21 protein-coding genes are annotated in these 20,648 nt (G+C 59.8%); 9 read left to right on the plus strand and 12 right to left on the minus strand.

Annotated elements, in window-relative coordinates:
• Positions 1-56: 56 nt before the first annotated feature.
• From NLK60_RS16235 to NLK60_RS16245, 3 genes are all read left to right on the plus strand, one after another.
• The gene (locus NLK60_RS16235; RefSeq protein WP_254808814.1) at positions 57-1,295 is read left to right on the plus strand and encodes a mandelate racemase/muconate lactonizing enzyme family protein; all 1,239 of its coding nucleotides are present in this window, start codon (positions 57-59) and stop codon (positions 1,293-1,295) included.
• Positions 1,296-1,460: 165 nt separating this feature from the next.
• Positions 1,461-1,637, plus strand: a complete 177-nt coding sequence (locus tag NLK60_RS16240; RefSeq protein ID WP_254808815.1) for a protein translocase SEC61 complex subunit gamma — start codon at positions 1,461-1,463, stop codon at positions 1,635-1,637.
• Positions 1,637-2,074, plus strand: a complete 438-nt coding sequence (locus tag NLK60_RS16245) for a transcription elongation factor Spt5 (protein WP_254808816.1) — start codon at positions 1,637-1,639, stop codon at positions 2,072-2,074. The genes NLK60_RS16240 and NLK60_RS16245 overlap by 1 nt, the downstream gene beginning before the upstream one ends.
• 159 nt (positions 2,075-2,233) lie before the next feature.
• Here NLK60_RS16245 and NLK60_RS16250 read toward each other — a convergent pair whose 3' ends face one another.
• Entirely contained in the window at positions 2,234-2,521 is a 288-nt protein-coding gene (locus tag NLK60_RS16250) for a DUF7565 family protein (RefSeq protein WP_254808817.1), read from the minus strand.
• A 111-nt stretch (positions 2,522-2,632) separates the two neighbouring features.
• Here NLK60_RS16250 and NLK60_RS16255 point away from each other — a divergent pair, with 111 nt between their 5' ends.
• Together NLK60_RS16255 and NLK60_RS16260 are read left to right on the plus strand one after the other, a co-directional pair.
• Positions 2,633-3,406, plus strand: a complete 774-nt coding sequence (locus NLK60_RS16255) for a PHP-associated domain-containing protein (protein ID WP_425499083.1) — start codon at positions 2,633-2,635, stop codon at positions 3,404-3,406.
• Between the two features lie 509 nt (positions 3,407-3,915).
• The gene (locus NLK60_RS16260) at positions 3,916-4,275 is read left to right on the plus strand and encodes a DUF8106 domain-containing protein (protein WP_254808819.1); all 360 of its coding nucleotides are present in this window, start codon (positions 3,916-3,918) and stop codon (positions 4,273-4,275) included.
• 52 nt (positions 4,276-4,327) lie between these two features.
• Here the strand turns inward: NLK60_RS16260 and NLK60_RS16265 are convergent, their stop codons facing one another.
• The 5 genes from NLK60_RS16265 to NLK60_RS16285 form a co-directional block, all read right to left on the minus strand.
• Positions 4,328-5,677: a glycoside hydrolase family 68 protein gene (locus NLK60_RS16265; protein ID WP_254808820.1), complete on the minus strand. Its 1,350-nt coding sequence runs from the start codon at positions 5,675-5,677 to the stop codon at positions 4,328-4,330.
• A 169-nt stretch (positions 5,678-5,846) separates the two neighbouring features.
• The gene (locus tag NLK60_RS16270) at positions 5,847-6,782 is read right to left on the minus strand and encodes an alpha/beta fold hydrolase (protein WP_254808821.1); all 936 of its coding nucleotides are present in this window, start codon (positions 6,780-6,782) and stop codon (positions 5,847-5,849) included.
• A gap of 121 nt (positions 6,783-6,903) precedes the next feature.
• Positions 6,904-8,832: an aldehyde ferredoxin oxidoreductase family protein gene (locus tag NLK60_RS16275; RefSeq protein WP_254808822.1), complete on the minus strand. Its 1,929-nt coding sequence runs from the start codon at positions 8,830-8,832 to the stop codon at positions 6,904-6,906.
• A gap of 300 nt (positions 8,833-9,132) precedes the next feature.
• A complete protein-coding gene (locus NLK60_RS16280) occupies positions 9,133-9,315 on the minus strand; it encodes a DUF1328 family protein (RefSeq protein ID WP_254808823.1) in 183 nt (60 codons plus the stop codon).
• Positions 9,316-9,431: 116 nt separating this feature from the next.
• Positions 9,432-11,315: a bacterio-opsin activator domain-containing protein gene (locus tag NLK60_RS16285; protein WP_254808824.1), complete on the minus strand. Its 1,884-nt coding sequence runs from the start codon at positions 11,313-11,315 to the stop codon at positions 9,432-9,434.
• Positions 11,316-11,583: 268 nt separating this feature from the next.
• On the opposite strand from NLK60_RS16285, the gene NLK60_RS16290 reads away from it, so the two are divergent.
• Positions 11,584-11,775: an HVO_0649 family zinc finger protein gene (locus NLK60_RS16290; protein ID WP_254808825.1), complete on the plus strand. Its 192-nt coding sequence runs from the start codon at positions 11,584-11,586 to the stop codon at positions 11,773-11,775.
• 337 nt (positions 11,776-12,112) lie between these two features.
• Positions 12,113-12,751 (plus strand): HAD family hydrolase, encoded by a 639-nt coding sequence (locus tag NLK60_RS16295; RefSeq protein ID WP_254808826.1) that lies wholly within the window; start codon positions 12,113-12,115, stop codon positions 12,749-12,751.
• On the opposite strand, the gene NLK60_RS16300 is transcribed toward NLK60_RS16295, so the two are convergent.
• The 4 genes from NLK60_RS16300 to NLK60_RS16315 form a co-directional block, all read right to left on the minus strand.
• A complete protein-coding gene (locus tag NLK60_RS16300) occupies positions 12,752-13,399 on the minus strand; it encodes a helix-turn-helix domain-containing protein (protein WP_254808827.1) in 648 nt (215 codons plus the stop codon).
• A 167-nt stretch (positions 13,400-13,566) separates the two neighbouring features.
• Complete coding sequence (locus tag NLK60_RS16305; RefSeq protein WP_254808828.1) at positions 13,567-15,417, minus strand: molybdopterin biosynthesis protein; 1,851 nt, start codon at positions 15,415-15,417, stop codon at positions 13,567-13,569.
• A gap of 217 nt (positions 15,418-15,634) precedes the next feature.
• Entirely contained in the window at positions 15,635-16,666 is a 1,032-nt protein-coding gene (locus tag NLK60_RS16310) for a phosphate signaling complex PhoU family protein (RefSeq protein WP_254808829.1), read from the minus strand.
• Positions 16,667-16,835: 169 nt separating this feature from the next.
• A complete protein-coding gene (locus NLK60_RS16315; RefSeq protein WP_254808830.1) occupies positions 16,836-17,921 on the minus strand; it encodes an ATP-NAD kinase family protein in 1,086 nt (361 codons plus the stop codon).
• A gap of 111 nt (positions 17,922-18,032) precedes the next feature.
• Between NLK60_RS16315 and NLK60_RS19575 the strand changes: the two genes are divergently transcribed.
• Entirely contained in the window at positions 18,033-18,155 is a 123-nt protein-coding gene (locus NLK60_RS19575; RefSeq protein WP_256530381.1) for a hypothetical protein, read from the plus strand.
• 375 nt (positions 18,156-18,530) lie between these two features.
• Here the strand turns inward: NLK60_RS19575 and NLK60_RS16320 are convergent, their stop codons facing one another.
• Positions 18,531-19,235 (minus strand): competence/damage-inducible protein A, encoded by a 705-nt coding sequence (locus NLK60_RS16320; RefSeq protein WP_254808831.1) that lies wholly within the window; start codon positions 19,233-19,235, stop codon positions 18,531-18,533.
• Positions 19,236-19,428: 193 nt separating this feature from the next.
• Here NLK60_RS16320 and NLK60_RS16325 point away from each other — a divergent pair, with 193 nt between their 5' ends.
• Positions 19,429-19,788: a winged helix-turn-helix domain-containing protein gene (locus NLK60_RS16325; protein WP_254808832.1), complete on the plus strand. Its 360-nt coding sequence runs from the start codon at positions 19,429-19,431 to the stop codon at positions 19,786-19,788.
• Positions 19,789-19,884: 96 nt separating this feature from the next.
• Here the strand turns inward: NLK60_RS16325 and NLK60_RS16330 are convergent, their stop codons facing one another.
• Complete coding sequence (locus NLK60_RS16330) at positions 19,885-20,487, minus strand: metal-dependent hydrolase (protein WP_254808833.1); 603 nt, start codon at positions 20,485-20,487, stop codon at positions 19,885-19,887.
• Positions 20,488-20,648: the final 161 nt, after the last annotated feature.

Consider the following 20,648-nt stretch of genomic DNA (forward strand, 5'->3'; position numbering starts at 1 on the left):
ACGGACGACCGGGTGAAGTATAAGGTTTTACTACTATGCGAGTCAATGGTGTCCGTATGGGAATCGATTACTCTCAGCTACACGACCCTAATGCCGAGTACACGATGCGGGACCTCTCGGCTGAAACGATGGGCGTAACTGCCAAACGCGGGGGCGGCCGAGACGTGGAGATTACGGACATCCAGACGACGATGGTCGACGGGAACTTCCCATGGACGCTCGTGCGAATATACACCGACGCCGGTATCGTCGGCACGGGTGAGGCCTACTGGGGTGCAGGTGTTCCCGAACTGATCGAGCGTATGAAGCCGTTTTTACAGGGCGAGAACCCGCTCGACATCGATCGATTGTACGAGCATCTCGTCCAGAAGATGTCCGGCGAGGGCTCAGTCGAAGGCGTCACCGTTACGGCAATCTCGGGTATCGAAATCGCTTTACACGATCTGGCGGGCAAGATCCTCGAGGTGCCGGCCTACCAGCTACTCGGTGGCAAGTATCGCGACGAGATGCGCGTTTACTGTGACTGTCACACTGAGGCGGAAGCCGACCCGGAAGCCTGCGCTGATGAGGCCGAACGGGTCGTCGAGGAGCTCGGATACGATGCCCTGAAGTTCGACCTCGATGTGCCGAGTGGACTGGAAAAAGACCGAGCGAACCGTCATCTCCGTCCCGGTGAAATTCGGCACAAAGCCGAAATCGTCGAGCAGGTCACCGAACGCGTCAAAGACCGTGCAGACGTTTCCTTCGACTGCCACTGGACGTTCTCCGGTGGCTCGGCGAAGCGGCTCGCCGAAGCGCTCGAGCCCTACGACGTTTGGTGGCTCGAAGACCCCGTCCCGCCGGAGAACCTCGAAGTGCAGGCCAACGTTACCCAGTCGACGACGACCCCAATCACGGTCGGCGAGAACCGTTATCGCGTGACTGAACTCCGTCGTCTCATCGAAAACCAGGCCGTCGACATTATCGCACCGGACATGCCGAAAGTCGGCGGTATGCGTGAGACGCGAAAGATCGCCGATGTTGCTAACCAGTACTACGTCCCCGTCGCGATGCACAACGTGGCGTCGCCGGTTGCCACCGTCGCCTCCGCACACGTCGGGGCGGCGATTCCGAACTCGCTGGCCGTCGAGTACCACAGCTACGAACTCGGCTGGTGGGAGGACCTGGTCGAAGGCGATGTGATCGAGGAAGGCTACATCGAAATCCCCGAAGAACCTGGACTCGGTGTCAGCCTCGACATGGACACCGTCGCCGACCACATGGTCGACGGTGAAGAACTGTTCGACGAAGCATAACGTCTCCACATTCGTCGGCAATTGGGACGCCTGCTCGAGTATCATCGATTGTGTGCTGTTCCTGGAGGCCTTCATCGATGTGCACTGTCTCTCGAGGCTCGCTCGAGTGGCCTATCTCGAAAACAGAAAGACAGATAAAAGTCGCTACATTGTAAACACACAGATATGGACGTTCCCTACGATCTCACCTCGTACGTGCGGGTACTGAAGATGGCGACGACGCCCACGCGCGAGGAGTTCCTGCAAGTGTCGAAAATAGCCGGTGCAGGGATCTTGCTCGTCGGCTTTCTCGGATTCCTCATCGGTGTGATTATGTTGTTCCTCACTGGCGGTGGGTTCTGATGCCGATTTACGCTGTCAAAACGACCGCAAGCCAGGAGCAGACGGTCGCTGACATGATCATCACTCGGGAAGACCCGACCGTACACGCAGCGTTAGCCCCCGATTCGCTGACCTCCTACGTAATGGTCGAAGCCGACGATTCGAACATCATCGAACGTATCCTCGAGGAGATCCCCCACGCACGGTCTGTCATTCCAGGCGAATCGGACATCTCCGAAGTGGAGCATTTCCTTTCGCCCAAACCGGACGTGGAAGGGATTGCAGAAGGAGACATCGTCGAACTCATCGCAGGTCCGTTCAAAGGGGAGAAAGCCCAGGTGCAGCGAATCGACGAAGGGAAAGATCAGGTGACGGTCGAACTGTACGAAGCCACGGTTCCAATTCCGGTGACGGTTCGTGGCGACCAGATTCGAGTGCTGGATTCGGACGAGCGGTAAGGACTCGAGTGCTGTCTTGAGACGGTATCGTGTCCTATCTTGTGGCGTTTTTCGAGGTAATGCACTCGGCGCAGGTCACAGGCGAGCGCCGAGTATTTTGTACAAGATTTCGCAAGGAGGGGTGAGTGAGCGTAGCGAACGAACCCGACGCGTGAAAATTTACCCGTTCAAAAACTCGGCCAGTCGCTTTTCGTCGATCGATTCGTCGATTTCCTCGAGAAGTTTCTCACGTTGACGAACGTCTTCAGAGTCGGCTCCGTATGCGCGGACGTACTCAGCACGGCTGTGTTCGGTGAACACGTGACGAATTCCGAGGTAGCCGTCGGGGACGATAGTCCCACAGACACCACACTCGAGGCGTTCGTGGGCACTCACCTGGTGGGCGATGGCCGATTCGACGTCGTCGAAGACGGCCTCACAACCGTCGATTCCACATTCCCAGGCCATTCAATGGCTTTTCTCAAGGGGGTCTAAAGGGTCTTTCGTTGCACTCACGGTTCGATTTCGACCGTCAGACCGGATGGACAAATCAGAATTCCTAACTGCTCGCTAGTGTAACTGGCAGGTGTGAGCGCCGGAGAGTCAACTCGAGTCGATTGCCACGTCAAAGTGTTAAACGATCGCACCGTCGAATACGCCCGGCGCGCTGGGATCGACGTGTTGGTGTATGCCCCCCATTTCAAGCGCCTGTCCGAGATACGCGAGCGGGCGGCCGCCTACAGCACCGACTCGGTCCAAGTGATCCCCGCTCGAGAGGTGTTTACGGGGTCGTGGCAGGATCGAAAGCACGTGCTGGCGATCGGACTCGAGGACCCGGTTCCGGACTTTATCACGCTCGAGGGAGCGATGACGGCGTTCGACCGACAGGATGCAGCCGTGCTGGTTCCACACCCGGAGTTTCTGACGGTTTCGTTGACCAAGCGCGATATTCGCGAATATCGAGACGTTATCGACGCAATAGAAATTTTCAATCCAAAGCATCTGCCGAGACACAACCGGCGGGCGAGAACGGTGGCATCGAAGTTCGACCTGGCTCCGTTTACCTCTTCGTATGCGCATCTACCCCGTTCAGTTGGTGTATCGTACGTCGAATTCGACCGATCGATCGAGTCGGAAGCTGAACTCGTCGAGGCGTTCCGTTCTAATGAACGACGACGTGTCGTCTACGACAACGGGCTCAAGCGGTGGGGGACGACGGCGAGTGAGCTCGGTCACCTCGTCTACGAAAATACCTGGGAGAAAATCGACCGCCTATTGCTTTCCGGAACGGAGCCAACCCATCCTGATCACATCTTTTACGATGGAAAATTCGACGACGTCGCGGTGTACTAACGTATCAGGTAAAACGGTTCACCTTCTTCGCCTCGAGCGAGTGATTTCGGGAACGAATCCGTTTTTTCGGCTTCCCGTTCATAGCGCCGATGCTCGCTGATGGGGGGTATCGTAGCCAACCAGGCATTTCGCCTCGTGGAAGCAGCGTTTGTGTTTCGACTAGAGGCACGGAATCGATGGACTCCTCCGATAAATTCTCGAGGTATCGAGTGCAGAAATTACGAGACGCTGCGTGGCTTCCCAACCCTGTACGGATGCGTGAAACCGATGGTTTCACTCATCAGTCGACGTTTGGGAGGGTACGTTGCATCCATTGAAAACTCCTCCCACGACTGTCAGTGACGTGTTCATCTCCATCACGGTAGTGTCTTACAAATCGGGTTTCCAGTGAACGTCCTGTGTGTCTATAGGGATCTATATTCATGAATGTCTACCCATATACGGAACAACTGTTTGAAACGGAAGTGGTTGCCGCACAGGTTAAGTGCCTCGACTCGTTACCATCTCATATGACAATGGATACGCCCGGGGCAACTGTCCCAACAGAACCACCACCGAAACGTACACTGTTTTGCTGGGAATGCGATCATCAAAGCCCAGTCGACGGTGACTGGGAAGTCGAAACCCGTGACTCGACGCTCGCGTACATCTGTCCGGAGTGTACAACGACGATCACCGAACGCCCTCACAGAAGTTCTCCAGGCGGAGGCGTCAACGTGGACGAAGATGGTTCAGGGGCACCTCGAGAGCGTGCCTCCAGCGACGAATTTCGTCCTCGTTCACTCGTCAGTGCCTGGGGTCGAGTTGTAACGGAACCGGTTCGTGCGTGGACTGCGACGGTCGAAGCGGCCGCCTTTCGAAACCGATAGGCACGCGGTAGCAGTGTGACGGCTTTCTCCCCTTCTTCAATTTTCAATTCAGTCAGTCGCTACTGTCAGCGCGCCCAGTCTGTCCATACGAACCAGCTCCTTTCTGGTCGGCATCGGTGAGTCGGCCACGTAGGGTTGGTGGGAGGTCCTCCTCAGGTGTGGGGAGGTGTCCATGATCGAGCGTCCCTCGAACCGCTGTCCGGTCGCCATCGAGCGTGAGTCTGACGGTGGGTGCGAGCGTTCCACCGAAGCGCTCGAACTGGGCTTCGGGTGGAAGGTTACCAACTTCGTCGATACTGAGTCCCTCGAGGTTGTAGTAGTTGAGAAAACTCGAGACGAGTATCTCCTCACGGTGTGGATAGGCGAGCCAGGAGTACGTCTGATACGCTGCCGCGGCCGGGTTCGTCAGGACGAGCCCTGAGTCGTTGAGCGGGCGGTACGGTCCCCGAAGTGACTCAGCGACGAACCCATAGAGGGCGTCGAACCCGTCGAGTCCCGGTTCGAAGGTGTGGCGGTGACTCGAGATGAACAGGTAGTAACGCCCATCGCGGACGATGAGGTGCGGTCGCTCGAGTTCCTGGTTGACACAGACGGCATCGATGAGCGGGTCTTCGAACTGCCATTGCGTCGGGTCCCCGGTTGGGGACGTTGCGAGGCCGATCGAGCCGTTGAACTCCTGGCGTGTCGGGTCGCCGTTGCAGCAGTCGGCGTCTTCGGGGACCGGTGTATTCGCTTCGAACAGTAGATGCGTTGCACCCGTTTCGGGATCTTCGAAGAACCACGGATCGCGGAAGGTGTAGATCATTCCCCGGGACTGGGCTTCGGTTTCGTATCGGTCGCCGTCGGCCTCGAGCATGATCTGGTGATCGAAGGGACCGAGGATGTCGAGGCCGGTTTCGTCGGTTTCGACCGAGCCGCCCGCGCCAACCGCGAGGCGCTGGTGGTAGCTCAACGGTCCCTCACGGGAGCCAGCTGCAGTGTAAAAGCAGTAGACGGTTCCGTCGTCGTACAGAGCGGACCCGGCCCACTGTCTCGAGCCGAACGCCGTGCCTTCCTCGAAGAGCGTGCCACCACAGTGCCAGTCGTGGCCGTCACGCGAGTAAAAATAGCGAATCCTGGCGACGTCGTGGCGCTTGCCTGGGAGCAGATCTGCCGGCGCGGTGAGTGAGAAGATTACGCGCCAGCCGTCGATGGTCGCAATGGAGCCATCACGAGTGCGCAAAAACCAGGTGTCCCAGATGTGGAGTCCTGATCCATCGTCTTCGTCGGCTGGATAGACGATCGGTGCAGTCGTTTCTGGCGTTCGCTCGATTCGTCGGGCCTGTTCGGGACTCCAGCCGGAGGGTGCACCGTATCCGGGTGCGTGTTCAGTCTCATGGTCCGGTGTGTGGTGATGGCTCATAGCAGAGTTTACTCGCCCACGGATAAACACTTTTCTCGATACAGGCTGGCGTTCGATCGCCGTTGATTCGCCGCTGTGCCAGCACCGTCCCTCGTACTAGTACCTTCCCAGACGTCGACTAATGAGTGAAACCATCGGTTTCACGCATCCGTTCAGGGTTGGGAAGTCACTACCCGGAAAGAAACTCGAGGATTGCATCCGTGACGACGTCGGATCGTTCGACGTGGAGCCAGTGGCTCGCGTCGGGAAATCGACGAACGGTGAGATCACCGACGTATCGCTCGAGCCCCACGGTTTGTTCGACTGCGAGCGCCGTATCCTGTTCGCCCCAGAGAACCTGAGTCGGGGTAGGTACTCGTGGAACTCGTGGGGCAAGCCGCTCGCCAACGAGTGGAAGTCGACCCACTGCCTGCTGGGGGAACCAGCCGCGGAAGAGTGCCCGATAGTACGCGAGGGCCGATTTCGCGACGCCGGGTCGAGAAAAGGCACGCCGGTAGCGCTCGATATCCCGATCGGTAAACGCCGCTGGGTCGGCCGCGCTGTCGGTGAACACCGATTCGAGCGCGGCGCTGTTTTTCACCGTCAGGAACCGGTTTGGTATCCAGGGTACCTGAAACCAGAGAACGTACCAGGACCGAAGACACTGCTCGAGTGAGAGTTCCCGGACGTATTTGACCGGGTGCGGGGCGTTGAGGACCGTCAGGGTTTGCACGACGTTCGGATGCGAGTACGCAGTTGCCCAGGCCACTAACCCGCCCCAGTCATGAGCGACCAGGTGAGCGCGTTCGCTTCCGAGATCGGTGATGAGCTCGGTGACGTCTGCTACAAGGGTCTCGAGTCGATATGACTCGAGGCCGTGGGGCTTTTCCGACCGGTTGTACCCACGCATATCCGGGGCGATAACGCGATAGCCAGCGTCGGCGAGCGTGGGAATCTGGTGTCGCCAGGCGTACCAGAACTCGGGGAAACCGTGTAAGCAAATGACGAGGTCACCGTCTGGCGGCCCGGCGGAGACGTAGTGCAGGCGAACGTCGTTGACGATCGTTTGGTCGTGACGGACGAGGTCGTCTATCATCTCGTTAGGTTCGCGGTCTTGGTACTTCATCGTTTGTAGACACCTTTCGAGTGAGCAGGAAAATACGTGTAGCTCTCGTACAGTTCACGCAGTCTCTCAGGTGACTGTCGACCTGATCGGAACTACTGGTAAAAATTCACAGCGGTCCGTATCAGTCGTCAGCCGGGGCGGGCGAATCGCTCGAGGACACGCCCGTGCCGGGGCCGAGGTCGATCTCGAGTGCCTCGAGTTTTTCGTCGGGGACGATGCCGTCGACCCAGCCACGGTGGTCGTAGTACTCGGTTTTCATCTCCTCGAGTTCGCAGAACTCGCCCTCGCTGGCTCCCTGGCCAGGGATGCCGTCCTCGCCTTCGAGGAAGCGTGCCGGCAGCGAGTCGTCTGCACCGTCGAAACCGTTGAGGTTGTTGTAGTAACGCTCCAGCGTGTAGATCCGTTCGCCTGCCTCGAGCAAGTCGTCTTCGGTGACGTCGAGGCCGGTCATGCCGTTGTACTGCAGCACGTACTCCTCGATGCCTTCGGCGAAGGCGTTGAACTTGCAGATGTCGAAGGAGTCGCTGATGGCGTGGAGGTCCTGGAAGGCGGCTGCGAGTTCGCCCTTGCCCTCGTATTCGTAGGGATCGACCTTCTCTGGAATGCCGAGGATTTCGGCAGATGGCGTGTACGCACGAAGGTGGCAGGCGCCGCGATTAGAGGTCGCGTAGCCGATACCCATCCCCTTCATACAGCGTGGGTCGTAGGCCGGAATCGTCTGCCCTTTGACCGCCAGCGAGTTGTCGTGGGCGTCTTTACGGTCGGCGACCCGGCGGGGGCCTTCGGCGAGCAAGTCGGCGAGGTCGCCGTCCCGGCGGCCGATCGCGTCGATCATGTCGATCATCGTCTCCGTGTCGCCCCACTCGAGTTCGCCGACTCCCTCGAGTTTGCCGTGTTCGGTCATTTCCATGGCCATCGCCATCATGTTCCCGGTTTCGATGGTGTCGACGCCCATGTCGTTACACCGATCGATCATCACGGCGACGGCATCGCGGTCGGTGTGGGCGGAGTTCGGTCCGAGCGCGTAGGCTGATTCGTACTCGTACGACTCCATCCGGACGTTCATCTCCTCGCCTTTGTGCATCCGGGTAACTTCGACTTCCTTCTTACAGGCGACCGGACAGGAGTGGCAGGTCGGTTCGTCGACGAGGATGTTCTCGCGGACGTTCTCGCCGGAGACGCGTTCGGCGTCGATGTCGACGCCTTCGGTGTTTCGCATACTTTCGGTCGATGTGTAGCGACCGTTTTTCGTCGGCAGTCCATCCATCTCCTCGCCGATGTTCATCAACACGTTCGTGCCGTACAGCGAGAGGCCACCCTCGTTTGGTGCGGTCACGTCGGACTCGGTGATCGCTTTCATCGCCTGCTGGTGACCCTCCTTGAACGTTTCTGGGTCTGCCGGCTGTGGCATCTTGGTCGTCGACTTGACAACGACCGCTTTGAGGTTTTTCGAGCCCATTACGCACCCGGTGCCGCCACGACCCGACGCACGGTCATCTTCGTTGACGATACAGGCGTATTTGACCTCGTTTTCGCCGCCCGGACCAACGGCCATCATCGAGAGGTTCTTCCCGTAGGAACCGTCGACTTCCTCCTCCAGGGTGTCTCTGGTCTCGTGGACGCCTTTCCCCCAGAGATGGGAGGCATCACGGAGTTCGACTTCGCCGTCTTCGATGTAGGCGTAGACGGGGTCGTCGGCTTTCCCCTCGAACAGGAGGCCGTCGAAGCCCGCCCATTTCAGCCGTGCCCCGGACCAGCCACCGTGATGGCTGTCGGTAACCGTGCCGGTCAGCGGTGATTTCGTACAGACGGCGATACGTCCCGACATCGTCACCTGCGTTCCGGTCAACGGCCCGTTCATAAACGCGAGCAGGTTGTCCGGACTCATCGGATCGACGTCCGGCCCCTGATCGAAGACGTACTTTACGCCGAGTCCGCGCGCACCGATGTACTTGCGCGCGTCTTCGTCATCGATCGACTCGTATCCTACCGATCCGTCCGAGAGATCGACCCGTGCCACGCGATCCTGAAAACCGCCAAGTTCTGTCATAGTAAACCCTGTTCGTTATATTGGTTCTGCAGCCTGTTAGTCGTTCCCACGATGGGGTAACCATCTGTAGTTACTTCGCAACTCCTCGAATGTGGGCCGACATACGGTGTCACAGAAAGGGGACGTGGAGTGAGGGGAGGGATTCGAGGGGATTTATTCGCGGTGAGAACTCCTCGCGTGTCCGATCGTGAAGGTAATCGGAGGTGCATTCACGAGCCGTCAAGATCTGGCCCCGGTGGCACCTCTCGGGAGGCCGCGATCTGTCGCTCGTTGACTGCTCACGGCGGCCCGTCTCGAGGGCTACAAGAGCAGGGCCACGATGGCGAGGATGATGAATATCAACACGAAGATTCGGGCGATTTCCATGCTGATGCCGGCGACGCCTCGCGCGCCCACTGCGGCCGCGATAATCGCCAGCACGAAGAAGATGATCGCCCAGTACAGGAAGCCACCGCCACCGATCTGAAGCGGAATCTCGAGCATGGCCCGGCGTACCACGATCGGTTATTTAAACGCGGGTGACCGTCGTATCCGATTTTCGAGGCTAAGGTGGGACTACGATCCGGTAACCAGTGGTTCATTCGGTATTGGGTTCGGGTTCACCTCGAGTCGGGTTCGTCGTCGAAAAACGCCTGACACAGTTTCGCCTCCGCACTTCGTAAATGCTCGTGGAACGTTGGTCGTGAGACGCCCATCGACTGGGCGAGTTCCTCGCCAGTCGTCGGCCGGGGCCACTCGAAATAGCCGCCCAGATACGCTCGCTGTAACGAGGCGAACTGTCGCTCCGTCAGCTTTCCTTCGAGACTTGCTGCGAACTCTTCTTGGGTATCACCGCCGCGTTCGTGCTGTCGGAACGAGACGACGTCGGTACCGTCGTATTTCGATTGTACCGCTTCGACGACGCCACGAACGTTCGTCGAGTGTGGAATCTCGAGTGTCACACGCGCTCGACCGGAATCGGCTTCGATTGATTGGACGAGGATACCCCGTTCGGAGAGCCAGCGGACGAAGTCGTCATCGCTGTGGACTTCGATGAGGCAGCTGTCCTCCCGTTCGACGAGCACCTCGAGGTCGGCGTCTTCGAGGGTGGAAGCGGCGCTCTGTAGGTCCTCAGTAGCGATGCCCGTGGCGGTGAACAGGGAAGCCGTGTCGTCACCGGTTCGGTGGACGGACCGTCGATACTCGAGCTGGCAGTCGGTTTCGGTCGTCAGCGCGACTGGAACGAGTGCGGGGTCGGTGAGATCGAGCTCGACGGCCACGACGGCGTCGGTGGCGAGCATTCGACTGGTTTCGCGAGCGTTGATTCCGCTGGCGACCGCTCGAGCCAGTGCCGAGAGTATCACCTCCTCACGGTCAGTGACCTCATGGTTCTGGTCGGAACAGACGGTAAGGGTGCCGTACTCGACGCCGTTGTACTCCAGTGGGAAGGCAGCCTGGGTCATCCCGCCGTGGGTCTCGACGACGACAGACTCCGTCTCGAGGCTCACGGCCGACGGGTGGTCCGCATCGACCGGTACATCCTCGGGGTCGACACCCGCGGTTGCACGAACTTCGAGCACGTCCGTTGCGGGATTTCGTTCACCGACCCAGGCCCCTTCGTACGGTGATTCCGCCGCGATCCGTTCACAGACCGACTGCTCGAGCGCGCTCCGAGAGATCGAACCGGCGACGGCGGTCGTCACGTCCTGAATCAGGCCTTCGACACGTTCGAGAATATACTCGAGTTCGTCCGTGCGCTCTTGCAGGGCGAACTGGGCTTCCTTTCGCTGCGTAATATCGTTCTGGAACCCAACGTAGTGGGTAATTTCGCCAGCGCTGTTTCGAACCGGAGCGACGGTGACCTCGTTCCAGAACTCCGCCCCATCCTTCCGGTAGTTTTTGATCTCGACGGTCGTCGGTCGTTCCTCGTCGATTGCGGCCCGCATCTCGTCGGTGGCGGCGGCATCGGACTCGGGCCCCTGCAGAAGCCGACAGTTTCGGCCGACGACTTCGTCACCGGGATAGCCGGTTAACTCCTCGTATGCGCTGTTGACGTAGACCAGCGGGTTATCCTCCATATGTGGGTCGGACAGCGAGAAACCGACCGGTGCTTCGTTGATGGCTCGCGTTTTGACCGCCCGATCGACATCTTCGAATTCGGTTTCATCGTCGTGAGAATGTAGCGTAACCGTCGCGCCGTCGTGTCCCCGGTGGACGCGAGCGTCGAAAGCCTCCACGTCGATATCGACGTTACGAACCGTTCCGATCGTCGTTTCGGCGATTTCGGTTTCCAGGTTCGACCATATCGGCTCCAGCGCGTTCGATGCTTCGGTCCCGATTACGTCAGTGGGCAACTCGAGGGCGTTTTTTGCCCGTTCATTGGCGTAGATTATCGTCCCGTCTTCGACGGTAAAGACCGGGTCGGCGACGTATTCGAGCGCGGCGGTGACCCCTCTCTGGGGGACCGACTCACCCTTTCCATGCGTCGCGTCGACATCATCCATACCCTACTTAGATAGGGCTCGGTATTAAATTTGTTCGGTCGTTTCCACCCACACTCCCGTTCCTGTAGTAGGGTCTTGGCAGGACCCTCAAGTAGCCGGGACCGGTAGATTTTGAACCGACCGCTACCGGTACGACGATAGTGGCTTTCCGAACCTGTACCCGTGGGTGAAAGCAAGCGCTCGATTCGGTTTCACGCATGTCGACGCTTGACGGAGTGCGAGTGAAGATACGGATGGATTTATAGACTCTCGAGTCATGTGTTAACACATGGCTCTCTCAAAGTATCCACTCGAGCGCTATCGGGACAGACTCGAGCGAACGCATCAACGGTGCGGTGCGTGCGGGGCCAAAGACCGAGCTGGCAACTGGACGGCCGAGACGTCGGGACGTCGTGTTCGCTACCGGTTCGTGTGTCCCTCGTGTGAGGCAGTCGACACGCGGGAACTACTCATTGGGTGATGGGTCTACTCTCGAGGCCGAGTCCGTGCTTGAACAGGAGATAGTATAGTAGCCAGTGAACGTCATTGCCCACCCTCTCGCAAGCGTGCGTCGCGGTCGGTGTGTACATCGGTTCACTGGCTACTATAGTTCTTCACGCCTGAACGTGTGGACCGAACCGATGGGGTCGGCTCACATGTCGACGCGTAGCGGAGGAGCAGTGGCTCCCTAAACCTGAACGGATGCGTGAAAGCGATTTCTGGGCTCGGTTTCACGTATGGGTCGGCGCGTGAGAGGGTACCAGCCCATGCACTCGGTCGATACACATTTATTCTTGACTGCCTTACTGATCGCTCCGATGGTCTCCGAGTACGATTTCTGGCTGCTCGACCTCGACGGGACGCTCGTCGACGTCGAGTGGTCGTACACACGGTCGGTCTTCGATCGGGTCGGCGACCGCCTCGATCACTCGTTTAGTGACCGCGAGGCGGATATCCTCTGGAGTGGACTCTCCGGTTCGCGAAATGCTCAGTTACGCGAGTGGGGTATCGAACCCGACACCTTCTGGAACGCCTTCCACGCCGAAGAAGATCCTGCCGTTCGGGCCCAGCACACCTACCTCCACGACGATGCCGCGTTCGTCGGTGACCTCGAGACGCCGGTCGGATTGGTCACCCATTGTCAGCAGTTCCTCGCCGGTCCGGTACTGGACGAACTCGATATCCGCGACTGGTTCGACACGACTCTCTGTTGCACCGAGGAAACCGGCTGGAAGCCCGATCCGACGCCCGTCGAACGGGCAATGGCAGACCTCGGATTGCTCGAGTCCGACGCTCGAGGTGTCCTCGCTGGCGACGGGGCAAACGACGTCGGGGCTGCCTGGAACGCGGGGCTTGATGCAATTCACGTCGAACGCGTCGGCCACGAACGTCGAGGGCAGTGCGTACTCGGTGATTACCGTGTACAATCGTTCGACGAACTCGAGATCGGCACCTGATCAGCTGTTCGTTCGCTCGTTCGCCGGCTGCACCTCCGCATCGACGAGCGTGCCATACGCTCGGCGGAGGCGTTCGGAGAGCGCCTGATGGGAGATCCCGAGTTCGGCGGCGAGTTCTTCCATCGAAATCTGTCGCGGTATCTGGAAGTACCCGCGCTCGAACGCAGCCGTCAGCGCCTCGTGCTGTTCGGGTGTCAACCTCGAGTTCCCCGCCCTCATCCGGGAAATGTCGGTCACGCGGCTCAGGTCAACCGTAATCTCGTTGTTCTCGAGACGTTCGTGGGTCTCGACCAGAGCCTCCCGGCTCCGAAACCGCATCTTGTACTGCCACCAGCCGTCACAGCCGTGTCCCTCGAGCAATGAGCCACCCGATGACAGCAGTTTGTCGTAAAACGACTGTGCGGCACTCGAATCGATATCGTACAGCAGTCGCTCTTCGGAGCGGGCGACCAGTTCGAACGCTTCGACGCTCGAATCGCTGGCGAACGCGTCTTCGATGGCTTCGCGTTCGACACCTGAAACCCACAGGGAGGGGAGGGTCTTCGATACCGATGCCTCGAGTTCGAAGCGCACGGTCGGTAGCGCTTCGAAGGTCGCCGACAGGACGGTCTCGGCCGCTGGGACGCGGAACTCGGCAATCGTCGACATCGTGGGTTGTACACCGTTGATGCGTAAAACTGTGACTTCGAGAAACGAGCCTTTCAAGATAGACAGAATGTTTGAATCTTCTATTGGTTCCTTGCTGAACGTCAAAACAAACGCTTCCCAGGCGGCGACCCCTGGTTGGAAAGCTACTCGGGTGTACCCAGGGCCGCTCACTCGAGAACGTCCGTGAGCACACCCTCGAGTGATCGGACCCCGGGTTTGCCGGTTCGATCCGGGTTAGCGAGAACGCGAACGGGCTGTTCGCCGAGTGGGACGAATCCGAGGCTGAGTTGGCTTGCGGTTTCGGCAAGCCCGAGACCGACGTCGGCGTCGCCGACGGCGACTCGTCGGGCCGGGCTTTCGTGAGCACGGAGGCCGATATCGAAGCCGTCGACGGCACTGACGATATCGTGACGCTCGACGTCACGGGCGGCCGCCAGATCCGCAACCTCGAGACCGAGGCTCGAGCGGAGGCCCGAATCGGTCGTCCGATTGACGAACCTCAGTGGCTGATCGACGAGATCAGCGAGCCCCGCAACCTCCTCTGGATTGCCAGCGGGGACGACCAGTCCCCATTCGCGCGTCCACTCGCCGAGTAATTCGTGGTCGACCTCGCGCTCGAGCGGACCCGCTACCACTGCGACGTCGGGGACTCCTTTGCGGAGTCGCCGAAGACTCGGCCGTGAGCCGATGGGGAGGTATCGCGGCCGATCGAGTCGGTCGAGGGCGCGATTCATCGTGGGATCGTTCTCACCCACGGCGAACAGTGTCGGTGGTCGTGTTTCGGGCGAAAAGAGGGTGACTTCGACTTGCTTTCCGGCCTCGAGGTAGTCGGTTTGGGCGTCGATCTCGACCAGGCCGTCGGCGTCCGATAAGCTTGTCGTTGCACCGCTTCCCTTGTCCACGGGATAGACGAGGAGGTTTTCGTCACCGTCGGTCGTTAGCCCAACCGGGACGAGTCGGTGTCGGCCCTGTGGTGAGCGCTCCTGGATAGCCAACTCGCCGGTGATCGTCGCCGAGGCTGGTTCCGGGAGGCCTGCAGCCTCGCGAAGCACGGGTGCGACGAACGTCCGGAACACCATCATCGCCGAGACGGGATAGCCGGGAAGGCCCACGTACGCAGATCCCTCGAGGCGGCCGATTAGCATGGGTTTGCCGGGTTTGATCGAAACACCGTGAACCAGTAACTCACCCTGCTCTTCGATAACGCGATAGATGACATCGACGGCGCTCGCACTCGTCGAGCCAGACGAGAGGACCAGATCACAGTCGGCGGCGGCATCTCTGAGGACACGCTCCATCTCGGCTTGATCGTCGCCGGCGTGCGGAAACAGTACGGCTTCGCCGCCGGCCTCCTCGACGGCGGCGGCGATAGTGTAACTGTTGACGTCGTAAATCTCGCCGCGGTCACTGTCGAGGTCCCCACCGGGTCTGACCAGTTCGTCACCGGTCGAAATGATCCCAACGCGTGGTTTTGCCCGAACGGGGACCTCCTCGAGACCCAGCGCCGACAGCAAACCGATTTCTCGTGGCGTGATCTGCGTTCCCGGCCCCAGTGCCCGCTCGCCAGCAGCAACATCCGCACCGGCGAACATGACGTTGTCACCGGGCGCGACACCCGTCCGTACCAGCACGTCCCCGGCCTCGAGATCGGTTCGCTCGACGGGAACCATCGCGTCCGCGCCGGCGGGCATGACGGCCCCGGTCGAAATCTCGACCGCCTCGCCATCGCCCACTTCGACCGCCGGTGTTTCCCCGGCGTGAACCGCACCGACAACCTCGAGGCGGGCCGGATCGGCTTCGTCAGCCCCGAACGTATCGGCGGCCCGTAGCGCGTAGCCGTCCATGCTCGAGCGGTCGAATCCGGGGACGTCGAGTTCGGCGTCTAGCCGCGTCACCAGCACGCGTCCGTGGGCCTCTGCAAGCGGGACGCGGTCGATACCGCCCTCGAGGGAGAGCGACTCGATCGCCTCCGTTGCGGCCTCGGGTGAGACGAGATCGCGAAACTCCTTGCGTTCCATGGCTCATCGTTTGGAACGCGAACCTATAGTTGCCACTCATGCGGATCGTTGTCGGTGCGTATCGATGGTCGGTCTGCGGGAACTCTCGGGGCTTGACCCAGACAGTTCACAAAAATACGTGACCAGTGGCGCTGACCACTGCTCGTGAGTGCAAATACATATCCGATTGAATAGGGTCGGCTTCACGCACCCCGAGCGAGATGAAAGCCCAAGACTGTTACCGAATCGTCGTGTGCTCCGACTCTTCGTTGAGCGCCAGGTTCGCTGCGATTTCGGCGTTACGCATCGCATACTGGGCCGTCTGTTGGAGGCTGACCAGCACCTCGCGAACCTGGAGCAGGTCCTCGTTCGACATCTCGGGCAACTCCGCGAGGATTTCGCGCTCCCGGTTCGAAATATCGTGGAACAACTCTCGAGCTTCGATCGTCTTGTCGTAGTTTCGTTCGACGGCCGACTCGACTGCCAGCGTCGTGATTTCGTCGACCTTCTCGGTCAACTCACGAATGTCACGCATCACCGACTGGTCGACGTTGAGCGTGTGTCCCTCGGCTTCCATCACGATGTCGGCGATATCTTCGGCGTTGTCGGCAGTGAGTTCGAGGTTCTTGGCAATCGAGCGGTAGCCAATCAGCGGGAACCCGCTCTCGAGGCCGACTGCGCGGGCGAGATTGGGGTTCTGGTAGGCCGTAAAGATGAGACGCAACAGCAGGACGAAGATCTTGTTAGCCTGTCGTTCCCGATTGAGTGCCCGCTGGGCCAGGTCGGGATTGCCGTGTGCAAGCGCCTTGATCGCTTCCCCGCGCATGGTTCGCCCGGTTCGTTCGAGGCGCTCGAGGAGGTTATCGAGCGTGAAGTCTTCGGGGTCGACCGAACACCGGATCGAGATGCTTTCGGGGGTTTCTTCGATTACCCCTAACCCCATCAACTGGGTTTCCGCCCGATAGACGGCGTTGATGTGAGCCGACTCGAGCGCACCGTCAGTACACTCGATGCGGATGACACGCCGTCCGAGGACGTACTGGGCGACGATGGCACGCTCGACGGCGTCGGCATCCAGGTTATCCGTTCGGATGATCGCCTCCATCTCCTCGGTGTTAGCCGATTCGGGCATCACCGTGAGCGTCCCTTTTCCGCCCATGCGGAGTGAGACCTCGTCGCCTTTTTCGACACCATGTTCGCTTGCCCACTCGGCTGGCAACGTCATCGCCAGCGTCGAGGGGCCGAGCCGTTGAACTTTCCGCGTCTCCATATCCTCAGTAGGGTCAGGCCAACCTTAATCTTGACTATATGTGTAGTATCAACTTGTTCGAGTGTGTGTGCCCTAGTTTATCTTGGTTTAATATCATTACACCTTATATTCGGCTCTTGGTGCCGAGAAATCGGGTACGAGGCAGCTTTTCCCTGCCCTTCCGAGCGTCTCACTCGAGTTTGAGCATCCGGGTAGTGAACCGGCCAGTTCTGACGTGGACCCAGCCGCGGAGCGAGTCGTCCAGTTCGGGGTCGTCCGTATCCACGTGTAAGGTGCCGATCGAATCGAGTTTGTCGTCGGAGGCGACGATTTCGATCGATTCGGCTCGCTCGATGACGGCGGGGGATATCTGGTGGTTGCCGCGCCCGAACACGAACCCTTGTCCACCGATGGGGGAGACGACGATTACCACGGGATCCTCGATGACGTCGAGAATTTCGGCTTCCGCGGCATCTCTGATCAGCAGTTCGCCGTCTCGCCAAACGTCGACGCCAAGTGGTGAGGGGTCGATCCCCAGTTCGCTTTCGATCGCGCCGACGGTACTCCCCGGGCCGAAGACGTAGGTCGCTTCGGGGTCGACCTCATCCGCAAAACCCGCGGCGAGCCCGTCGACACTCCCGCTCGAGAGCTGTTTACTCGATTGGACGGCACTTGCAACGGGAACGGGGACGACGGCTTTGAGTTCGGCCCGGACGGTTCCCTCGCGGTAGGCGGCTTCGTCGATGTCGTTCACCTCACGGGCTTCGACGCGGTCGAACTCGGCTGCCACCCTACCGGCGTCCGCAGGCGTCACACCGAACACCGAGGAGTAGATTTTGACGCCTGCAGGCACGCCGAGCATCGGTGTCTCGTGCTCGTCGTCCTCGAGCACTTCCGCAACGTCGACGGCCGTTCCGTCCCCCCCAACGAAGAGAACAAGATCGACACCCTCCTCGAGCATGGCTTCGACGGCGGCTCTCGTGTCTGTTGCACTGGTGTCTGTGGTTTGATCTTCCACGACGGTCGGTTCGTAGACCACGACAGGGTCGTAGCCGGCCGCGAGCGCGGCGTCCTCGCCCATCTGCCCGGCGGCCGTGTAGACGGTCAGTTCGGGTTTTCTGCGGGCCAGCGTCTCGAGTGCAGTTCGTGCTCGTTCCGGCGCGCGTGGCTCTGCACCACGTCGTCGTGCTTCTTCGACCATCCCGTCGGTACCTTTCAATCCGACGCGACCGCCCATGCCCGCGATCGGATTGACGACGAACCCCAGTGTCTCCATACGCGCCCCTTCGGCCGGGGAGAAAAAAGCCGTGTGGCTTCGGTCGGGCCGCGGTGGTGAATCCCGCCCGTTTTCTGAACCATTAAGAGGGGCGCGTTCTCAGGTGGAACCATGGACGAACTCACAGGAACCCTTCTCGAGGGGTCGGCCGTTCCGATCGAAGTATCCGGCTGGGGCGTACTGCTTGCGGGTCTGGTCATCGTCGGGCTCTGGCTGCTGTACGTCTACAGATAAGCAAGGCGAGTGCCTCGGGGCGGTTCACCGGTAGTGTTTGTTCGAGCGCGATCATCGCTTGGCGAATCAAAACTCCCTCGAGCGTCATCGGTATAGGGGCCAGCGAACGTCAGTGCACACCGGCTCGAAAGACGGCGCTGCGATAGGTGAACAGATCGTTTCGATGGCTACTATCCCGTCGGACAGAACGGTTGATAGTTTCGCTGGAGGGCGTTCCCGGCGACAGTCTATCAAAGCCTCTGTCCGACGGTATATTATCTGAGGTGGCGATCGCTCGGTTCTCGTTGACTGCAAGTCACGAACGTCGGCCCGGGCGGACGGACGCCGAGGGGACGACACTGGTGTGACGAACTCGTTTCCCACCCGACCCGGTCCTCAGCTATCTTCAGTCACAGCCACCGTCTTGACGTGGTCACGCAGCCAGCCGACGGCTTCCTCGACGAGCTCGCGATCCGTACTCTGGACGCTGATGCGGACGTGCTCTCCAGGATAGCTTCCAACGCCCACGTCGAAGCGTTGCTGTAACTCCGCCAGTCGGTCGAGCAGGGCGCTTTCGGGTTCGTCGGCCACAACGACCTCTCGAAACCGTTCTTGGCCGCTAAATTCCGTTGCGACACCCTCGAACATTGGCTTCATCTCGTGTGGGACGCCCGGGAGGACGTACACCGAACCGATAACACACCCGGGCGCAACGCCAGCCACGTTATGGAGCGGGCGAGCGTCGCGCGGGAGCATTGCCGTGCCATCGGTGAGATCTTCGCGAGCGTACCCGCCTTCAGTCTCGAGCCACTCCAGCACAGCATCGTGTTCCTCGAGCGGGCGACCGAACGCCGCCCCGATGGCTTCGATGGTCACGTCGTCGTGCGTCGGCCCGAGGCCGCCGGTGACGATGACGGCGTCGTACTCGGCGTGATATTCGTTGACCACGCGGGCAATGTCTGCCACCCGGTCGGGGAGGGTCGTCACCCGCTCGACGTCGACGCCACGCTCTGTGAGTTGGCTGCACAGCCAGGTCGCGTTCGTGTTGGTCGTTCGCCCGGCCAGCAGTTCGTCCCCGATCGTGACGATCGCCACGTCCATACCGACAGCTTTGGCCCCGGCTTGTCAAAGCTCTCTCGCCATCGCCCGCATTATTATTGGCACTCTGATACGATTGTCGAGCACTATCGTCGGTATCGTTGCCACGTTCGTTCAGCACGGCCAGCAAATATATAATGGAGAATCAGAACAACCACAAGATTCAATTCTGATAATTAGAATGTCTCTGATATTCATGTCACGTGGTGGTTGGACTGAACAAGCTGAAGGTGAACCGGACGCACTGCTTTCGGCGCTCGGAAGCAAATACAGTGCTGAAATCCTCTGTGCGGCGGGAACGCCGAAATCCGCACAGGCGCTGAGCGAAGATATCGAAATTCCGATTGCGACGTGCTATCGTCGCATCGAAGAACTCGTCGACGCGGGGCTGCTCGAGTGTGAGGGGCGACAGCTCTCGACGGAAGGCAGGCGGACGAACATCTATCGACGCACGCTCGACGAAATCGAAGTGGATTTTTCGTGTGAACAACCGCAGTTCTCTCAGAAACGTCGGACGGAGGCGAAAAACCAGTTAGAAGACCAGTTAGAACATTAATACCTCCCTTCTGTACACTGTTCTTCGGATACGGCCCGGCATACTGTCAGCCGATGCCAACGTGTAACATTGTGTGTTCGCGCATGGGTACCGACATTAGTTCCACACTCGAGCAGCCATCGCGAGGAGCCCGTTTTTGCTACCAGTCACCAGCTCTCGAGCGACCGGCGCGCCATCGTATAGCCACAATAGACCGGTAATCGCGACCAAGGCGAGCCCAGCCCATTCGACCGTGGCGAGTTCGCCCGAGAGAAGGCCCGCACGATAGCTCTCGAGTGCACCGATAAGCTGGTCACGAAATCCTCCCGAAACGGAATCGGGCGGTGCACTCTGGACTGGCCAGAGGACCCGCTCGAACGGAAGGGTCCCGGTTCGGAAATACATCGGGATGACATCAGCGGGAAGATGGGCAAGATAGCCGACTCCGAACGCGAGGCCCAGGCGCGGTCGTCCGTACAGACGCGTCAGCATACCGATTGCAGTGCACACCGGGATGGCAAAGAAAACCGAATGCCCCAGGGCGTACCCCGTATCGAAGACGCCGAACTCCCAGGCCAGCGGTTTGTCGATGACATCGGGAAGCAACGAGGCCCCGACGACCGCCACTGTCTCGAGCGCACCGGGCGCGTCTCGGTAGACGAGATGGGTGAACACCGAGTAACTGAAATAGCCGACGACGACGTGTTCCCAGGGCCACATCGTTCGACTTTCGAGGTGCCCGTCGGTTAGTTATGGCTCCCCTGCAGACGATCGGTCTTTGTGCGGCTGCCTGGATAAGGAATGGATACTCGAGGGGAATAGAAGCTTCGAGGAACAACGCTGAACCGGGCGACAGGTGTGTCCTCGAGTGACGCGTCTCG

It is taken from the genome of Natronosalvus amylolyticus (assembly GCF_024298845.1).
GTDB classification, from domain to species: domain Archaea; phylum Halobacteriota; class Halobacteria; order Halobacteriales; family Natrialbaceae; genus Natronosalvus; species Natronosalvus amylolyticus.